The sequence below is a fragment of the Hephaestia mangrovi genome (assembly GCF_019880555.1).
Taxonomy (GTDB): domain Bacteria; phylum Pseudomonadota; class Alphaproteobacteria; order Sphingomonadales; family Sphingomonadaceae; genus Sphingomonas; species Sphingomonas mangrovi.
This window is the reverse complement of record NZ_JAINVU010000001.1, coordinates 106798-125719: the sequence shown is the minus strand read 5'-3', so window position 1 is coordinate 125719 and position 18922 is coordinate 106798. Positions and strand designations below refer to the sequence as shown.

Annotated in this window: 15 protein-coding genes; 6 read left to right on the top strand and 9 right to left on the bottom strand. The window is 60.8% G+C overall.

What is annotated here, in order from left to right; translation table 11 throughout:
• Positions 1–2 precede the first annotated feature (2 nt).
• The 3 genes from K7G81_RS00495 to K7G81_RS00485 form a co-directional block, all read right to left on the bottom strand.
• Complete coding sequence (locus K7G81_RS00495; protein ID WP_223028792.1) at positions 3–722, bottom strand: fimbria/pilus periplasmic chaperone; 720 nt, start codon at positions 720–722, stop codon at positions 3–5.
• A gap of 195 nt (positions 723–917) precedes the next feature.
• The gene (locus K7G81_RS00490) at positions 918–1538 is read right to left on the bottom strand and encodes a hypothetical protein (protein WP_223028791.1); all 621 of its coding nucleotides are present in this window, start codon (positions 1536–1538) and stop codon (positions 918–920) included.
• Between the two features lie 135 nt (positions 1539–1673).
• Positions 1674–2282 carry a hypothetical protein gene (locus K7G81_RS00485; RefSeq protein ID WP_223028790.1) on the bottom strand — a complete coding sequence of 203 codons (609 nt, stop codon included), beginning with the start codon at positions 2280–2282 and terminating at the stop codon, positions 1674–1676.
• Between the two features lie 850 nt (positions 2283–3132).
• Between K7G81_RS00485 and K7G81_RS00480 the strand changes: the two genes are divergently transcribed.
• From K7G81_RS00480 to K7G81_RS00470, 3 genes are all read left to right on the top strand, one after another.
• Positions 3133–4053, top strand: a complete 921-nt coding sequence (locus K7G81_RS00480) for a HEPN domain-containing protein (protein ID WP_223028789.1) — start codon at positions 3133–3135, stop codon at positions 4051–4053.
• 216 nt (positions 4054–4269) lie between these two features.
• A complete protein-coding gene (locus K7G81_RS00475) occupies positions 4270–4854 on the top strand; it encodes a hypothetical protein (protein ID WP_223028788.1) in 585 nt (194 codons plus the stop codon).
• Complete coding sequence (locus tag K7G81_RS00470; RefSeq protein WP_223028787.1) at positions 4838–5284, top strand: sigma factor-like helix-turn-helix DNA-binding protein; 447 nt, start codon at positions 4838–4840, stop codon at positions 5282–5284. Before K7G81_RS00475 ends, K7G81_RS00470 begins: the two co-directional genes overlap by 17 nt.
• On the opposite strand, the gene K7G81_RS00465 is transcribed toward K7G81_RS00470, so the two are convergent.
• The 4 genes from K7G81_RS00465 to K7G81_RS00450 all read right to left on the bottom strand — a co-directional run bounded on the left by K7G81_RS00465 (position 5285) and on the right by K7G81_RS00450 (position 6954).
• The gene (locus tag K7G81_RS00465; RefSeq protein ID WP_255586455.1) at positions 5285–5788 is read right to left on the bottom strand and encodes a Ros/MucR family transcriptional regulator; all 504 of its coding nucleotides are present in this window, start codon (positions 5786–5788) and stop codon (positions 5285–5287) included.
• A 399-nt stretch (positions 5789–6187) separates the two neighbouring features.
• On the bottom strand, positions 6188–6358 hold the full coding sequence (locus K7G81_RS00460; RefSeq protein ID WP_223028785.1) for a hypothetical protein: 171 nt from the start codon (positions 6356–6358) through the stop codon (positions 6188–6190).
• Positions 6348–6599, bottom strand: coding sequence for a conjugal transfer protein TraD (locus tag K7G81_RS00455; protein ID WP_223028784.1), 252 nt, complete (start codon positions 6597–6599; stop codon positions 6348–6350). The genes K7G81_RS00460 and K7G81_RS00455 overlap by 11 nt, the downstream gene beginning before the upstream one ends.
• A gap of 16 nt (positions 6600–6615) precedes the next feature.
• Positions 6616–6954: a conjugal transfer protein TraD gene (locus tag K7G81_RS00450; protein WP_439649517.1), complete on the bottom strand. Its 339-nt coding sequence runs from the start codon at positions 6952–6954 to the stop codon at positions 6616–6618.
• 160 nt (positions 6955–7114) lie between these two features.
• Between K7G81_RS00450 and traA the strand changes: the two genes are divergently transcribed.
• Together traA and K7G81_RS00440 are read left to right on the top strand one after the other, a co-directional pair.
• Positions 7115–10159 (top strand): Ti-type conjugative transfer relaxase TraA, encoded by a 3045-nt coding sequence (traA, locus tag K7G81_RS00445; protein WP_223028783.1) that lies wholly within the window; start codon positions 7115–7117, stop codon positions 10157–10159.
• A 23-nt stretch (positions 10160–10182) separates the two neighbouring features.
• A complete protein-coding gene (locus tag K7G81_RS00440) occupies positions 10183–10881 on the top strand; it encodes a DUF6118 family protein (protein ID WP_223028782.1) in 699 nt (232 codons plus the stop codon).
• Between the two features lie 497 nt (positions 10882–11378).
• Here K7G81_RS00440 and K7G81_RS00435 read toward each other — a convergent pair whose 3' ends face one another.
• Entirely contained in the window at positions 11379–12437 is a 1059-nt protein-coding gene (locus K7G81_RS00435) for an IS110 family RNA-guided transposase (RefSeq protein ID WP_223029447.1), read from the bottom strand.
• 32 nt (positions 12438–12469) lie between these two features.
• Between K7G81_RS00435 and K7G81_RS00430 the strand changes: the two genes are divergently transcribed.
• Positions 12470–13832, top strand: a protein-coding gene (locus tag K7G81_RS00430) for an IS3 family transposase (protein WP_223028781.1) whose coding sequence is annotated in 2 segments (ribosomal slippage) — positions 12470–12817 and positions 12819–13832 — 1362 coding nt in all. Because the reading frame shifts where the segments join, the coding sequence is not laid out codon by codon here.
• A gap of 736 nt (positions 13833–14568) precedes the next feature.
• On the opposite strand, the gene K7G81_RS00425 is transcribed toward K7G81_RS00430, so the two are convergent.
• Positions 14569–18891: an RHS repeat domain-containing protein gene (locus K7G81_RS00425; RefSeq protein ID WP_223028780.1), complete on the bottom strand. Its 4323-nt coding sequence runs from the start codon at positions 18889–18891 to the stop codon at positions 14569–14571.
• Positions 18892–18922: the final 31 nt, after the last annotated feature.

Sequence of the window (18922 nt, the reverse complement as noted above, 5' to 3'; positions counted from 1 at the left end):
CGTTAGTTGGTGTCTGCCGAGCTGATGTCGATGCTGATCGTGCCGTCGGCTTGTGGCAGATCGATGCCGATCGGCAGGATACGCGTTTCGCCGGACGGGACGAGGCCCAGGCCCATATATTGCTGGATCTGTTCGGGCTGATAGGTCTGGCGAAACACCTGCTTGCCGTCGCGTCCGGTCTGGGTGATCGTCATCTTGTCGTGTCCGACATAGCCGTATGTGTTGCCCTGATTGGTGATGCTGACGATCGGTTGTGGCTTGCCGTCGGCAGATGTCGCGATCTTCGTGGCAACAACCTTGAGGTCGGCCTTGCCGTCCTCGGCACCGACATTGACGAGCACGCGAAAGCGGTGGAGCACCTGGATCGCGTTCTGATCGCCAGTCAGTTCCACCGGCAATTGCGCGACGGTAACGTAATAATGTTCGCTCTTGGCCGGCTCGGGATCGCCAACCCATTGCACGCGAAACGCTTGCGTCTGGCCGCCGGGAACGATCGCCTGAGCCGGAAATACAAGCAGGTTGTCGGCCGGCTCGTTTTCCATTTCCTGTAACTGTCCGTCCACCACCTTGATCGGGTGAACCGTCACCTCGACAGGAACGGAATCCGAATAGGTATTGCGCAGCGTGACGATCGATGCGGCGCGGCGCCCCGCCGATAGCAGATCGATAATGATCGGCTGAACATCGAGCGCGGATAATGGTGCAGCGACCAGAAAGGCCAAAGCAACCGCCGTTGCAGCAAGGCTGCGCCGACCAAATCTAACGCGCGCGCCGGACAGGCGGCGTACAACATCATGAAACATCGTCAGGCGACGCCTCTACGTTTGGGATATGGTCACCAACCGGTATCGTCCAAGCGATGACCAAATAGATAAAGGGAGCCGGCGCCAGCCGGCTCCCTCCTCGTTCCACGGAGATCAGGCGCCCGGGGTCAGCGTGATGTTCACGTAACCCGTATAGGTGCCGGCAGCCAGCCTGCGGTCGGTCAGCGACGTCCAGTTCGTCGAGGTCGGCGTCGAGCCGTTCGACGACGCGACCGGCGCGCCGTTCGCGGCAGCCGGCGTGAAGAAGACGTGGGTGCTGGCTTCGCTCAGGCTGTCGTGGCCGCCAAAACGAGCCGCGACCTGCGAGCCGCCATCGGTCGAGGTCGAATCGAGCGCAACGCCGCCGATCGAGCTGTCGAGATTGTAGCGGACGAACTGCGCGAACCCGCCATCGACCAGGCCATTGCCCGACGAGCCGTCGCGCGCCAGCACCGCGCGGGTCACGGTGACCGTGCTGTTCGGGGCGTTGCAGAACGCGACGATGTTGTCGTTATTCAGGCCGGTGGCGATTTCCTGAGTCACGGCCGAACGGACCTTGGCGTTGGCATCGGTGATGTCGCCGAGCGTGACGACCGACTGCTGAGCCGAGATGCCGCACTTGCTGCCGACCGACGCGTTGATGTCGATCTGCTTGCTGACGTCGGCCGCCGAGGCGGCGCCGGCATAGCCGGCAATCATGGCAGCGGTAGCCGCCGCAAAAACAATGCGCTTCACTTCATTTCTCCTCTTGTGCAGGCGAATGCCGGCTGTCGACCGGTTCATTGGCGAAGGGCTTCCCCTTCGAGTATCGGGAGACCGGTGGCGTCCCGAATGCGGTTGCGCCGATCACCGCGCGTGGCCGATAATCGGTCATGCGTTGGCTCCGACGGTGATGGTCAGCGTGTCGCGATAATGTCCGGGCGCGAGGCGGCGCGGCAGAGTCGATTGGCTCGGCCAATCGATCGTCAGCACGGCATCGCGGTCGATGGAGATGCCGCGGCCCGATTTTAAGCCTTCGCCAACGGCGTTTCCGGCGAATGCACAACGCCCCCCCTGCACGAGATCTGTCGAGCGGCACCGGGTGCTGTGAACCGCGCCCGCATCCGTGTTCAGGGTGACGGCAAGACCGTAGACCTTGCGGAAAGCATAACCGGAATGGTCGTCGGCGACATCAAGATTGACCAGCGCACCGTGCGAGGCGGTGACCCCGAAGGCATAAGGCGTGTTGCAGTCCAGCCCGATCCGTAGCGTCAGCCGCGCGGCATCCTCAAGATCTTGATTGGCGTCGATCGAGCCGCGGCTGCCATCCTTTACACCGCACCGCGGCGCGACCCTGGCACGAAGGTCGATCGCAATGACGCGGTTATCTGCGGATGGGGCAGCATCGGCATCCGTCGCCGCAACGGCGGAGGCCAGGATTACGGTGCACGCGATTGCGGCCAGCGCGCGACCGCGCTTGATCCCCCCGTTCTGTTTCACGCACACGCCCCCGTCGCTACCGGCACCACCGCCGGCCCCTGAAAAACTACGTTCTTTCGCGACCCCCGGAGGCTCGAAGCCGTCGTCCGACTCTCACCTTCGTATTAGACCTTTCGGTCGAACGATCATCTATGCGACGTCCCAAAATGATTCAAGCAAAATAGATGCTTGCATCTATGCTGTCTCATTTGTGGACGTTAACGACAAATGGCGCGAACACTTATAAAATGCGCATAAAAAATAATATATATGCAGTATAATGACGAAAATAATTTGATCATTGGCAATAAAAATTGACCTATATTAAATAGATTGCGAATATTTCGATCAAATTTGATGAATTGATTTAAAGATAAATATAGTATAATTTTTAGTTTATTGTGCTATCGATTTTTTCTGACAAGAGCTGGCACGGTCGCGGTTTTCAGAAGAGCGGATTTCAAGTCATTTGAAGTGAGGCCCTGTCACAGCCAAACCTTGTCGCAAGCGTGCATGTCGGGCGCAGCCCGCTACCAACAGCAACGGCGTTTCGAAGGACCGCTTCCAGGGCTGACGGCTGGGGCAATCAATGATCGATTTTAGCGTGCGAGACTGATGCGCCGGTTCGCCCCCCCCCCCCGGGCGCGTCTGCTTTCCCAATCTATGCTCCTGAAGGAGCCTTTCCCGATCGTCCAACAGAGCGGACCTGCCGCCATTGCAGGAACGCCGGATGGCTACATCAGACGGCCCGCTTAATCCTCGGCGTGGATTATTAGCAGCCCCGCTATCCCGGCGTAACGACGCGTCATTTCGGGGAAATGTCGCAGAGGGTCTTGCCATCGGAGGATGGCTGACGGACAATTTGCGAACGATGCGAACCGATCTCGACCATCTTCCGCTCGCCAAGCAGCGCGAACTCGACAGGATCGTCGAGATCATATTCGAGGAGTTTCGTGCCGCGACCGAGAACGCCACCGGGCGGCGCAAGGGTGCTCGCATCCTCAAGATCATCCTGTTCGGTTCGTATGCGCGCGGCGACTGGGTCGATGCACCGGCATCGGCCAACCAGTACAAGTCCGATTTCGACATATTGGTGATCGTCAGCCAGAAGGAGCTGACCGACCGCGCGGTGTATTGGGCAAAGGCCGAGGAGCGCCTGGTCCGCGGCTATACGATCGAGAAGACGCTAAAGACCCCGGTCAATTTCATCGTCCACTCGCTGCACGAGGTGAACGACGGTCTGGCGCATGGCCGGGTGTTCTTCATCGAGGTCGCGAAAGACGGCATCGCGCTCTACGCGGCCGACGGTCGCGAGCTGCGCACGCCGACGCCCAAGACCCCCGAGCAAGCGCTGGAAGCCGCGCGCGACTATTTCAATGAGTATTATCCGAGCGCCGTGGTTTGGCTCACGACCGCTCGGAATTTGATGAAGCAGAATCGTCCGAAGGAATCGGCGTTCCTAATGCACCAAGCGACCGAGCGCTTCTACGCCGGCCTGCTTCTGACGCTCACCTTCTACGTGCCTTACAACCACAATATCGCGTTCCTGCGCTCATTGGCCGAGGGGCTCGACCGGCGCCTATACGGCATCTGGCCCGAGGACACGCGCAAGGAGCGCGCGATGTTCCAGAAGCTGAAGGACGCCTATGTGAAGGCGCGCTACTCGAAACATTACCGGATCAGCGAAGAGGAACTCGCCTGGCTCGGCACCCGGGTCGAGGAACTCGGGCGGGTCGTGCACGAGGTCTGCACCGACCGCATTGCCGAGCTTGCCAAAACCGCGAACGGCTGACGCCGCTCGCTTGCCAATCGCGCCCAACCAGCGCACAATCGCCAACGCAGGACGGAACAGCCGGCAGCCGCCCTGCAGGATGAACCAGCCAGGCATGACGTACGCGCGGCCCTGACGGTCGGGCGGTCGCTGACAAGCCGCTTCGCGGCGCGCAGTGGACACAGCTTGCATCGCTGCCCGAGCAGTCGGGCGGTACTGTCGGCATGCAGGCCAATCATGACCAAATTTACCGACCTTGTATCGACGCCATCGCGCCGCACGATGCTCGCCGGGCTTGCCGTTGCGCCCGTCGCTGTGACGCCGCTCGCGCTGTCCTCCGATGCACCCTCACAGAGCACCGTGCGATTGCCGCCGCTTCAGCGCAGTCGCGACGGCCGGGCGCTGAGCCGCTTCCGCTACCATAATGCGGAAGGCTTCTTTGCCGGTCTTGAGCATGGCGGCGCAAGGCGGACGCACCGACGGCTTTATCAGATCGGCATCGTCCAGCAATTGGCGCTGAGCGCGCATCTGCTCGACGTCGGGTTCGACGATCGCTGGTGCGCGCACCACATCGGCCTCAGGGTAGCCCGCTCGCTCGAGCTCGCAAACGCCACCGGACTCGATTTCCGGTCGCCCGACGAGACACTGCTCGCGACGCTGCTGACTCCGTACAGCAAGTGGCGCCATTGCGAGGCGCCGCCACCATCATTCCCGTTTTCAGAAGAGGATGTCGTCGCCCTCACCCGCTCGCTGCTCGATCATGTCCGAACCGTCACCGGCCATCCGCGGCCAAGGGGCTGGCGGAATGAGCGTCATGGTTGACGTGGCCGAGGCGCGTTTACTCGCGCTCTACGAAGCCGCGCTGGACATTGTGCCGCCGCTATCGCGCACAATATTCCTCATGCATCGGGTCGATGATCTCGGCTATGCGGAAATCGCCAACCGATTGACGATCGATGTGGCGACGGTCGAAGCCTGCATGTGCGAAGCGATGCTGCTGATCTGCGCTCATGTCGATGGCGATCCCGTCGAACCGAGGCCGTCGCGCGTGATCGGTATCGCCGATGCGCGCTTGCGCGATCGTCACCGCCGGCTGTGCCGGCGATGGACCAGGCAGCGGCGGCGACAATTGCGCAACCTCCGCTGGCTCTGCCCGGGGTCGATCTTCGCGATCATCGACCGACTTGCCGTCCAGCCCGGCGATTACGATCGATGGCTGTATCGCAAGCGACCGCGCGCGCCGACCGAATGATCAGGTCGTCGGCGCGGCCTTGCGTCGCGAACGCTTCGGCGCGGACGTGGTGTCCGACGCCTCGGTACGCGCCGCGCGCCCCTTCTGGCCGAGCCCGATCTTCTTGGCCATCTCGCGACGCTGCTGCGAATAACTCTCGGAGACCATCGGATAATCGGGCTTGAGATTATAGCGCTGGCGATAGTCTTCAGGCGTCAAGCCGTGGGTCGCAAGATGACGGCGGAGCGTCCGGTACGGCTTGCCGTCGATCATCGAGATGATGTGATCCTTCGACGCGAGCGATTTGCGAACCGATACCGCCGGGATGTGGTCGTTCGCCACTTCGGGCGTTGCCTCGGTCACCGTTGCGCCGGACAGTTCGGCGACGGTCGCGTGCATCTTGCGGAGAAATTCGACCGCATCGTCAGCCAGCGCGCGATTATTGGGATTGCCGAGCCAGGCAATCGTCAGTTCGGTGGCAAGCTCGACGCGTTGGGAATCATTCCCGGTGGCTTCTTCGGTCAAATGATCCTCCATATGGGTATCGTCGCTGAACCGGCGCGAACTGCTGTCGAACGCAATGAAAGATCGGCAGCTAATCTTCGCGACAATTCGAGACTCCCTAACATCGTTTGGCGGTCGCGCGAAAGCGCCGTCTCGTCGCGGCGGCAGACGCCGGTCATGCGCCGGACATGTTGTGCTGCTATCGCCGCCTCATGAGTGACGCGAGCATCAGAAGATCGGACCTGGCCTATTGGCTGAAGCGTGCCGAGCAGGAAGCCATTTTTTTGCGATCGCGGCAGGCCATGCCGCGGCGCGATCGGCGCATGACGAGCTCAGCCGGCGCTATTCCGCGCTCGCCGTGCGCGCGTTGGTCCGGATTGGCAGGACGGCCGCCCGATCCGGCTGATATTCTGAAGGCAACTATGCCGGCCGTTCGCTCGCATCATGGCCCAGCGCATTGACGACGATCGCCGCCAGCGCTTCCTCGGCGCGCTGACGGGCCGCCGGCTCCTTCGATGCCAATTCGGTGCGGATCCATTCCGGCATCCTGGCAAAAGCGGCCTGTACCGCCGGATACGCATCACGTTCCATCACGCCGGCTATGCCCCGATGCATCCGCGTCAGGCAATGGATGATCGGCGAACGCGCGCTTGCCGCGGCGCCGCCAGCGCACCAGTATCTCCTCGCGTCGTTCGCCGCGCAACATGGCGGCGACCGCCAGAAATGCGCCGTAGAGCACCGCGCGATCATCGTCGGTGAGATCGACCAGTTCGGCCTTGACCACCAGGCCACCGAGCTCGATCAGCCGGCGCGTCCGCTCGCGCCGCGTCATTTGCCATCCCCGCAAGTCATGACGGGCGCGCGTCACCTGCAGACGATTGCGCGCCACCGTCGCGCGGCGGGCCGCTGCGCGCACGGCTATGAGGGCCGCGCGCAGCGCCCCGCGGTGCATCACGAAAGAACGCATCTCCGGCACGACGCCACTCCTCGCGGATGGTGAGGTCGTTGCGGTTCGCTGCATCGAGCAGCGCACCGGCGAGAACCTCGATGTCGAGCGCATCGGCGCCGGTGGCGATGACCAGATCGCCGAGCTGCTGGACCTTGCGTTGTTTGAGATTACGCGCCCGCTCGTCGAGGGCTTTGAGCTCGGCATCGAAGTCACGCGGCTTACGCATCACAGTCTCCATTGAATGATGATGCCCGCATGATAAAAGACCTGTGCCTGCAATGCAGTAGAGTCGCCGGGACAATCTGGCACGGCTCGGTCCCTTCGGAGAATTTTTCGTAGAAGGGCGCGCTTATACGTCGTTCCGACGTGCGGCTTTAGATAGTAGATGGTCGGTCGCCATGGCGATCTACCATTTCAGCGTGAAGGTCATCAGCCGCGCATCGGGCCGCAGCGCCGTCTCCGCGGCTGCCTATCGTGCAGGCGAGCGGCTGCACGACGAACGGCTCGATCGCAACCATGATTTCCGCGCCAAAGCCGGTGTCGAGCATAGCGAGGTGATGCTGCCCGACGGCGCGCCCGAAGAATGGCGCGACCGCGAACGCCTGTGGAACGATGTCGAGGCGTTCGAGGTACGCAAGGACGCGCAGCTTGCCCGCGAAGTGGAATTTGCCATCCCGCGCGAGATAGCCAAAGCCGACGGCATCGAGCTGGCACGTGACTTCGTGAGCCGCGAGTTCGTCGATCGGGGCATGATCGCCGATCTCAATGTCCATTGGGATATCGGCGCAGACGGCCAGCCCAAGCCCCACGCCCATGTCATGCTGACCATGCGCGAGGTTGGCGAAAATGGTTTTGGTGCCAAGGTCCGCGACTGGAACGCGACAAGTCAGGTCGAGCAATGGCGCGAGCGTTGGGCGGATCACGTCAACACGCGGCTAGCCAAGCTCGACATAGATGCTCGCATAGATCACCGATCACTGGAAGCGCAGGGCATCGACCTCGAGCCACAGGACAAGATTGGTCCGGCCGCGCAGCGCATGGGCGAGCGCGGGCTGGAATCCGAGCGGATCGAAGATCATCGCGCCATCGCCCAGCGCAACGGCGAACGTATCATCGCCGAGCCGCGCGTCGCACTCGACGCGATCACCCACAGCCAAGCGACGTTCACCAAGCGCGACCTGGCGATGTTCGTGCATCGCCACACCGACGGCAAGGAGCAATTCGACCGGGCGATGAACGCGGTGCGCGCCTCGCCCGATCTGGTCGAGCTTGGCAAGGACGGGCGCAGCGAAGATCGCTTCACATCGCGCGACATGATCGAGACCGAGCAGCGGTTGCAGCGCGCCTCGGAACTGATGGCCGAGCGCGAGCGGCATCGCGTGGATGAGCGGGACCGCGCCGCCGCGATTGCCGAAGCGGAAGCGAACGGGCTGGTGCTATCTGGCGAGCAGCGCGCAGCGTTCGATCATATCACCGATAGCCGCGATCTCGGCGTGGTGGTCGGCTATGCCGGGACCGGCAAGAGCGCCATGCTCGGCGTCGCCCGCGAGGCGTGGGAAAGCGCGGGGCTGACCGTACGCGGCGCAGCCTTGTCTGGCATCGCTGCCGAGGGGCTGGAGAACGGCTCCGGCATCGCGTCGCGCACCATCGCCAGCATGGAACATGGCTGGGCGCAGGGCCGCGATCTGCTCACCGCCCACGATGTGCTGGTGATCGATGAAGCCGGCATGGTCGGTACGCGCCAGATGGAGCGTGTGCTGTCCCATGCCGCCGACGCCGGCGCCAAGGTGGTGATGGTCGGCGATCCCCAACAGTTGCAGGCGATCGAGGCGGGCGCGGCGTTTCGGGCCATCGCCGAGCACCACGGCAGCGTCGAGATCACCGAGGTGCGCCGCCAGCGCGAAGGCTGGCAGCAGGATGCCACCCGCGAGCTTGCCAATGGGCGCACCGGCGAGGCGATCCGGGCTTATGCCGATCACGACATGGTCCATGCCGCCGAGACGCGCGAGCAAGCGCGGAAAGAGCTGATCGAGCGGTGGGATCGCGAACGTAAGGCCGATCCCCATGCCTCTCGGATCATTCTCACTCACACCAATGCCGAGGTGCGCAATCTCAACGAGGCCGCGCGCGAGCGGATGCGCAACGCCGGCGAGCTTCGCGATAACGTGCGAGTAAAGACCGAACGTGGCGACCGCGCCTTCGCCAGCGGCGATCGTATCATATTCCTGCGCAACGAGCGCGGGCTTGAGGTCAAGAACGGCACGCTGGGCACGATTGAGGTGGCCAGCCCGACGCACATCGCGGTCAGGACCGACGATGGACGCAGCGTCGCGTTCGACACCAAGAATTATGCCCACGTCGATCACGGCTATGCCGCCACGATCCACAAGGCGCAGGGCATGACCGTGGACCGGACGCATGTGCTGGCGACGCCCGGCATGGACAGCCATGGCGCCTATGTCGGCATGTCGCGACATCGCGATGGCGTGCAGTTCCACTTTGGTCGCGACGATTTCAGGGATGAGGCCCGGCTCGTCCGCACCCTGTCGCGCGAGCGGGCGAAGGACATGGCGAGCGACTATGAACGCCGCGACCCGACCCGCGACTATGCCGAGCGTCGGGGCATCACGTTCCGCGAGCGTGTCGCCGAAATCGTCAAGGCCGTGCCGGAGAAGGCACGCGGCATGTTCGACGGGCTGCGCCTTTCGATCAGCGGGCAGGAACGCGAGCCGTCCGCCACGCCCCCATACCGGCGCGGCATGTTCGATAGTCTCGAGCTTGGCGCTGTTCCGAAGGCCGAACGCGGCATCCCTTCGACGTCGCTCAGGGGAGCGTTCGCAGACTTCCGTCCGCCCGCGCCTGTAGCCGATCCCGCCAGAACGGCGCAGGCCGGGCGCGAGCAGGTCCGCCGCCTCGCGGTCGAGCGCCACGCCCGCGCCGTCGCTGACATATGGAAGATGGAGGACAAGGGCCTGCCCGTCCTGCCTCATCAGCGTGCCGAACTCGACAAGGCCCGTGAGACGATGAACGCAACGGCCAGGCACGCCGCGAAGGACATGGAGCAGGCATATCACCGCAACCCCAGCCTGGTCGCGGAAGCGTCCGCCGGCCGCGTCCGGCAAGCCATGCGTGCCATGCAGCTTGAAGCGGAAATCCGCGCTGATCCCGACAAGCGCGCCGACCGGTTCGTGGAGAGCTGGCGAAAGCTTCATCAACGCCGTCAGGAATTGCAGCGTGACGGGGATTTCCGGGGGGCGGGCGAAGTGTCCGAACAGATGGCGGGCATGGCCAAGAGCCTGGAGCGCGACGCCCAGGTGGAATCGATCCTGCGCAACCGCAAGCAGCAGCTCGGCATCGACTTCGACACCGGCCGCAAGCTCGCCCACGACCTCGCCGGCAGCGTCGGCATCGAAATAGGTCGTAGCCGCGGCCTCAGCAGATAGGAGAAACGATCATGGAAACCAGTTTGCCGACGCCTGCGCCTGAAGCCGATCCGGCCGCGCGAGCCTTCACACGGCTTGCCGAGAAGGTGGATTTGCTGGAAGCGGCCATCGCCGGGCTTGCCGCAAAGCGGGAGGCTGTACCCAACTATAGCGAGACGTTGGGCGAAATCGCAGTCTTGCTCGGCAAAATGCGCGAGGCGATCAAGACGCTTGCAGTCCGTCCGGCGATGACGCTCACGCCCGATAACATGGCCCGGCAGATCGCAGCCGCCGGCGAGACGGCGCGTGCCGCGGACCGCGCCACCATCAACCAGGCGCGGGACCGGATCGACAAGGTGGCAAGCCACATGGAGCGGCTCGTGGGCACGGTCGCCACCGTCCGCGATCAGCGGCGCCGCCTGCTGTGGGTGGCGAGTGGCGGCGCGCTTGGCGGAATGCTCATATGGTCGATCATGCCCGGTGTGATCCTGCGCGCCTTACCGCAGGGCTGGCACATGCCCGAGGCGATGGCCGCGCATGTCATCGGCGAACCGACCTTATGGGAAGCGGGAACGCGGCTGATGCGGGCCGACAGCCCAAACGCATGGGACGCGCTCACACACGCTGCCGAACTGTTGGCCGACAACAGGCGAGCGATCGATAAATGCACAGTGTCGGCGTCGAAGACGGGAAAGCCGGCGCGCTGCGTCATTAATGTTGCACCTGATCCACAACGTCGCTGACCCGCGGCCCAGGGATCCCGCGAGATTCATGGCATCGTCGTTCACTGCACAAGTTCAAAGAGTCGATATGAGAACCGGCACCGGTGTCTCGCGACCAGTGCCGCCAACCTCGCTAAAAAAACGATGTTAAGACAACATATCAACCATCAGGGGACAGTCCTTTAATCTTGCCTTATTAATTGAGCAGTAAAAATGGCCCTGATCGCCACTTTCATCTGTCTACATACTCCATCTCCTCGCGGACTGTCCACCACGGTCCGCCTGCGTACCCACACGTGCGATCGAGCACTCTTGACAGGGACATGCGTTACTACGCGTTCGACAGCAATCGGCGCACTCTCTCAGTCGTGACGAACGGGGCGTCCCAAGCATTCACAGCGCTCTCATCCCTTGCGGGAGGAGCAGGCAAGATGGGGGGCTCACCCTGTTCTACGCCCTGTCAGGACGCTTCCCCGCGCGGGGATTCCGTTAAACCAAAAGCTCCATTTCGTTGGCGATCAGCTGGGCAACAGGCGACCCGTTTGCGGATCGCGCTTGCGTTTTTCGGTGATCTTCGCGCCGGACTTTGCCTCGAAGTCGGTGCCGTCGATCCACATGCGATGAAGGATCATCGCCATCTTCCGGACGACCGCGACGATGGCGCACATCATGCTGGAGCGCTTCGCGATGCGCATGCCCCAGGCCTTCAGCGCCGAGTAGCTCTGCACCCTGAGCAGCATCGACGCGGCCGCTTCGCACAACGCGCCGCGGGTGTCGACGTCACCCATTTTCGAGATACGTCCGCCCCAGTCGACGCTGGTTCCCGACTGATATTTTCGCGGCGTCAGGCCCAGGTGGGCGCCGACGGTTCGCAATCTGGTGAACCTGGTCGGATCGTCGATCGTGACCTTGTAGGAGAGCGCGGACACCGGGCCGACGCCGGGAACGGTCATGAAGCGGCGGCAGATGGGGTCGTGCTTGACGATCAGCAGCAGGATGCGGTGCAGCTTGCGGAAGCTTTCGAACAGCACCGCGCGCACCTCCAGCATGCTCTCGATCATGGTGGTAAACATGTAGTCGCCATTGCCCTCGAGCAGCTCGCGGACGCGGCCGTCAAACCGGCCGGCACCGACTTGGCCGACCTTCAGGCCATAGGTGCGCAAGGCACCGCGCAGGTGGTTTTGCAGATCGACGAGCTTGCGTTTGAGCAGGCGTCGGTTGACCAGGAACGTCTTGAGGCGCTGGGTCTCAAGGGTCTTCACATGCACCGCGCGGAACCAGCCCATGCGCATCATCTGCGCAATGCCGTGCGCGTCGTTGCGGTCGGTCTTGTTGCGCATTGCACTCAGCGCCGAGCGCATGTGCCGTGCCTCGACGACCGTCACCGGCAAGCCTTCGTTGCGCAACTCACGCGCCAACCAGATGCCGGTCGAGCAGGCTTCGATGCCGATCCGCGCGATCGTAGCTACGTGCGGGCGGTGCGATGCAGACCGCTTCCGGATCCGACGCAACCGACGTTTCGAGTGTCCGCCGTCAGCGCCGATGGCACAGATTTGAGGTTGTGATTTAAGGAGGATCTGGGCTTCGTCGTAGTGACGAAGGAACGAAGATGAAGCTCAGATCCTCCAATGCAAAATCGCCGGCGAAGGCCCCTGCTGAGCGGGTTGTGAAGGATATTCGGCGGCAGACCCGGCGGCATTTCTCGGCCGAGGACAAGATCCGCATCGTGCTCGAAGGCCTGCGCGGTGACGACAGCATTGCCGAGCTGTGTCGCAAGGAGGGCATCGCCCAGAGCCTGTACTACACCTGGTCGAAGGAGTTCATGGAAGCCGGCAAACGCCGCCTGGCGGGCGATACTGCCCGCGCCGCGACTACCGGTGAGGTCCAGGACCTGCGCCGCGAAGCCCGCGCCCTGAAGGAATGCGTGGCCGATCTGACGCTGGAAAACCGGTTGCTCAAAAAAGCATGACCGCGGATGGGGAAGGCGACGAATGAGGTATCCTGCATCCGAGAAGCTCGAGATCATCAGGATCGTTGAGCAGTCACACCTGCCGGCCAAGCGCACGCTGGACCAGCTCGGCATCCCCCGCCGAACGTTCTACCGCTGGTATGATCGCTACCTCGAGGGTGGGCTGGAAGCGCTGGAAGACCGGCCTTCGGCGCCGAGCCGGGTGTGGAACCGCATCCCGGCCGAGATCCACGACCAGATCATCGAACTGGCGCTGGACCAGTCCGAGCTGAGCCCCCGGGAGCTGGCCGTGCGGTTCACCGACGAGCAGCGCTACTTCGTGTCGGAAGCGACGGTTTACCGGCTGCTCAAGGCCCACGACCTGATCACCAGCCCGGCTTACGTTGTGATCAAGGCGGCCGATGCGTTCCACACCAAGACCACGCGGCCCAACGAGATGTGGCAGACCGACTTCACCTACTTCAAGATCATCGGGTGGGGTTGGATGTACCTGTCGACCGTGCTCGACGACTTCTCGCGCTACATCATCGCCTGGAAGCTGTGCACCAACATGCGGGCCGAGGACGTGACTGACACGCTGGACCTGGCCCTCAAGGCCTCGGGCTGCGACAGCGCCACGGTGCTGCACAAGCCCAGGCTGCTCAGCGACAACGGCCCCAGCTACATCGCCGGTGAACTGGCCGAATACATCGAGGCCCGGAAGATGAGCCATGTGCGCGGTGCCCCGTGTCATCCCCAGACCCAGGGCAAGATCGAGCGCTGGCACCAGACCCTGAAGAACCGCATCCTGCTGGAAAACTACTTCCTGCCCGGCGACCTCGAGGCCCAGATCGAAGCCTTCGTCGAGCACTACAATCACCAGCGCTACCACGAGAGCCTGGCCAACGTGACGCCCGCGGACGCCTACTTCGGCAGGGCGCCGGCCATCATCAAACAGCGCGAAAGGATCAAGCGACAGACCATCGAACATCGGCGCTTGCAGCACCGCAAGCTCGCCGCCTAACATCAGCCCCCTGACGAGGCCCGCTCTCCGCTAATCTACGCCCCGATCTGCGCCAAATGTCCTGACGACGGACAGTTTCGAGTACCTTTTTGCCGGTCGCGTCGACGATGCACATGCTCGTCGACTCCAGCGATACGTCCAGTCCTACATGCAATTCCATGGCTCGGTCTCCTGATCCCTCGCGAGCCCCGCCCGCGATGAACCTACCGGCTCTCATCCTCCCCGTCGCGTCTGGGAGCTGCCCGCCCGATTTCGAGAGCCTTATCCTCAGGGCCGACATATTCCCAAACTCGGCAGGGCTTGGTTGTTAATCCTTTGCAACGCTGCAGAGCCTCATCCAACAAAGGCTGGTCGACGTCCCACCAAGTTCGCAGGGCTTCAAGTGGTGCCACTAGGCTCGCATCGGCTAAATACCCGGCAGCTTCGACGAACAGCGTTCCCACACGATCTTCTTCTAAGGCCCTCTTTATATATGGTAATACGCGCCGATCTTGCCGGCGAGCCAAGCCAACCATTGCTTCGCCCCTTGTGTCAAAATCAGCATCTTTCAAACGCGCGACTAGCGCCGCCCTAACTTTCTCGGAATTCAAGTTTATCGATGATAACGCTGTGGTAGCCCAATCCCGAACCTCTGAACTTTTATCTTGAGACCATTCAATCAAAGTATCCACATCCCAGTCATAGAATTCTCTAGACTTCAGAAGAATTAATCTATTTTTGGATGTGATATTTGTATTCATATTACGGAGCAACTCGCGTCCGGATTTGTCTCGCACTGCAAAATGTAAAGCTGTTGCGGCAATGCCGGAATAATTATGAAAGGATCATCGAAGAGATCACCAGCGCCTCTGAGCTTGTTGATATTTCTCAATCCACGCCCTTTCAGTTCGCGCTGTAGTTTCATTCTCTGCTTTCCCGTGGCCTTTTTGTACTCTTCCAAGAGTTGTTCGTTGTTTAAGTTTTCGAATTCAGTCGATTTCTGGTTATTAGAGCCGCGTTGCGAACCGATGAAGATCGGCTTGGGCCTTTGCCCGGTTACAATGATATCCTCGCCATCCCCATTCTGCGGTAATCCACCTACGTTACCCAAGCCCTCAAAACCGGGGCCCCAGTCACCAACCTTGACCCATTCACCGCTGGTATCGGGCCCCCTATGCCAGTACCCAAGATCGGTAGGATGATCGGGATCGCTGCAATCCCCCGTGCAATACACACCTCTTTTGTCTCCGCCGGGAGTGGCATCGAACCCACCGTTGACCCATCCACCTATGCCATTGTTGCCGTCCCCATTGCAGATAAGCGTTCCGGTACAGGTATAAGACTTGTTATCGTCTGTCGTACCGCTCGGATCCAATCCATTAATTGGATCCCCGCCGACATAATTGTACCAGTTGAGCCCGTCGCCATATCCGATGGGATCGGTCTGCATGAACCGGCCGAGCGAGGGTGAGTACATCCGGGCCTTGTAATAATAGAGCCCGACCTCGGGCAACCATACCTGGCCGGTGTATTGGAACCGGCCGCTGTTGCCCGAGCCCGGGATGCCATATTCGTCATAGCTGTTGATCGCGGTCGTGTTACCCGAGCTGTCGGTCAGCGCGATCACGCTGCCGCGCTCGTCGGCGTGCAGCCAGGTCCGGCTCGATGTCCCTGAACCTGTATATTGCACGATCGGCTCGTCGGTCCCGGGGCCGTAGACATAGCGCTTCTGGACAGCATTCGCCGGGTTGTCGAGTTCGGCAACCATCTCGTCGCCGTCGTACAGGAAGCGGGTCGACACCGTGGTGTCATATTCGATCAATCGCCCGAGCGGACCATAATGCATCGTGACCCCGCCGCTGGCCGCCATCATCCTGTTCTCGGATGAGTAGCTGTAAGTGCTCGAGCCGCTGGTGGTGAGGTTGCCGCGCGCGTCATAGCCGAGGCTCGTGCTGCCTGAGACCGTGTACTGGTTGAGCCCGTTGGTCGTGTAGTTGCGGTTGACGTTGACCGCGCCGTTCCAAGCATAGACATCGTTCGAGCTCGCCGCACTCGCGATCTGGCTCGCCGGATTGTAGGTGAACGTCTTCGTCAGGTCGTCGGCCGAGCCGCCGAGATTGTGGACCAGCGTCGCCAGTCGCGACACCGCATCCGGCGTCCACGCGCTCGCCGTGCCGTTGCCGTTGGTCACGTGCGTCCGGTTGCCGAGATCGTCATAGGTGTAGGTCGCCAGCACGCCTGCGCCCGAGGTCGCGCCATTCTCGCGCACCTTGGTCATCTCACCCAGCACGTCGTAATCGTAGATCACGTAGAACCCATCTGACCATTGCAGCTTCGTTCTACGCCCCGCCGCGTCATAAGACGAGGTCAGCGTGCCGAAGCCTTGCCCGTCGGTCAAACGGCGGCCCAGCGCATCATAGGTGAACGTCTCCGAATAGCCCGGCTGGCTCGCCGACGTCAGCTGCCCCAGCAGATCGTAACCATAGGTCACGTCCGGCTCGCTGCCCGGCAGGTTCTTCGATACCAGCCGGTTCAGGTGATCATAACCATAAATGATCTTCTGCGTGCTGTCCGAGGCATAGCCCCGGAGATCACGCTCGGTGACGTTGCCGTTGGCGTCATAGCCGAGCTGCTCATAATCCGTGGTCGAACTCGTTCCCGCGCTCGTCGGGCTGGGATATTCGGTCTTCGACAGCCGATCGAACCCGTCATAGATGTACGTCGTCTTGTTGCCCTCGCCGTCGGTCACCGACTGCGTGGTGCCATTCGCGTTGTAGGTCGTGCTCTCGGTCGACGCCGTGCCCGAAACGCCATAAGCGCTCGTCACCGAAGTCACCCGGTTCAAGGCGTCATAGACCGTGTTGCGCGTGATCCGGTCGGGGCCAGCACTTCCCGCCGTCTGCGCCGTGCACGCCGCGGTCACCGTCCCCCACGCCGACGGGTTCATCCGGACCGCCGTGCAATCGGGCCGTCCGGCGCTATCATAGCTGTAATCGGTCACGCCATAGGTCGTGCCGCCCGCCGTCACCACATCACGGATCTTGCGATGATGGCTGTCATAGCTCGTCGTCAGTTGCTGCTTCGACACGAACGCATTCCACGCCGTGTCGTCGGTCCCCGTGACCGTCCCCACCTCGGCCTTGGTCACCTGGCCCAGGCCATCGTAGGTCATCTTCTGCGCACGCCGCTTGAGGCTACCCGACCCGTCCGGGTCCGCCGAAATCACGCCGACAACCTGGCGGTCGGCATCGTAGCGATATGTCGTTGTATCACTGGTGCCGCTCAAAGGACCGTCGACGGATATAAGATTGCCGACATCATCGTAGGCCGATGAGACCGTTGCCGCTGTCGATCCATTTCCGGAGGCGACAGTCATGCCGATCGGGAACAGTTGTGAACCGTAGGAGATTGAGCTTTTGCTCTCGCTTGCGGAACCGACGCAACTCGCCGGATTGGCGCTACTCGCTGACAAACACGTGGAAGTGCCCGTTAATTCATACTCGGTGACACCGGAAGCAACGACTGAACCCGAACTGTTCTTGTAATGCGCCTGAAAGGAACCATAAGTATACCGCGTTTGTGGACGCACCCCAGAATTATCAGCCGGACCTGTTACCGTCAGCACGCCACCATGGGAACCATCGTACGTATAGTCGGTTTCATTGCCTTTCGGATCCTTCGTCCAAATCGGCTTGTTGCACGTCTTCGGAGACGTGCAGACCGTCGGATAGCTGGCCGTGGCAACGATATCCGCAGGCGTTCCTGGCGTTTTCGATACCTTTCGTACTTCGGTAACGTTGCCGCGCGAATCGTAAGTATATTTAGTATAGCCCGACGTTGGAACGCCGCCGGCGATTACCCCTTCGGGAGGAACGACATAAATCAAGCGACCCGCTGTATCGTATAGGTATGTAGTTTTTTCGTTTTTCTCATCAGTGACCGTAAGAATTTCATTTTGATTGGCATCTACCGTATAAACCCGATGTGTATTATCCGGATTTGTCACGGTAACAGTCATTATCGAGGTCGTGCTCGTATAAGCGAGCGCCCAGGAATAATGCCACGTCACTCCATCAATGGTAAGATCAGACACCCTTCCGTCAGTTCCATAGCTAACGGTCTCGTCATCAGAAGATGATCCCGCGCGGCGAATCCCTTCCAACGGCGCATTTCCAAAAAAATTCGGCGTAAATGCGTAAGTATATGTAGTCGAATGCCCCAAACCGTCCGTTTGAATCATATCGCCTGATCCAGAAGGAACGTTATAAGATATATATGGCCAATTTTTTGTAAGAGAACTACATAAATCTGCACTTGGATTGCAATAATCCACGGATAGATTTATAATAGATACTTTCGCCAACCAAAGATATTCTGTCGCCCATGCATTCCCAAGATATTCGAATTTAGCCATAAATCCATTCGACGATACCGCTGATTGCAATCGTATATTGCTTCTGTCTCCGCTGAGGGTTTGAGTTATCAATTCCTTATAATAGAATGTTATTTTCTCCCCATCGGGGCGAATAAGATAATTTGCTAATGCAATCGTTGACGCTTCGAAATATTTTATGAACGCAACTTGAGAAGAGCTTACGGGAGATTGGTCAAATAATATGACCGTACCATCACGGGCCGTGAAAGTATAAGTTCCGCCATTCCAGATATCGCCGCTCGAAACGAGAGTCTCTCCCGTTTGCCCATCATTGGTCCAAGCGCTACCAGATTTCGTAAATTTTATACTGCTACTGCCAAGCACCACAACCAGATGCGATGTATCGATCTGGTCTATTGCATACTGATAGCTTCGGGCGATGTTGGAAGCGCTTCCATCATATCCCATGCCGCTGGATTGCGTACCTATCGACAAGGTCAGGTTGGGCGTACTGATGCTTCCAGTAGCAAGGTTGACCCCGCGACCGTCTCTGGCGATGTACTGCGTAGGCATGTCATTTCCGCCGATTTGCGCAAATGCGGGCTCACAAGCGAAAGCCAATGCGCTGAACACCAAGCCGAAACGAACGAAGCGGAACCAAAATCGGCCGCAATTCACAAGACGGCCAGTATTACGATAGATCATTCTCTTCCCCCTGATCCCGGCCAAACCAAAA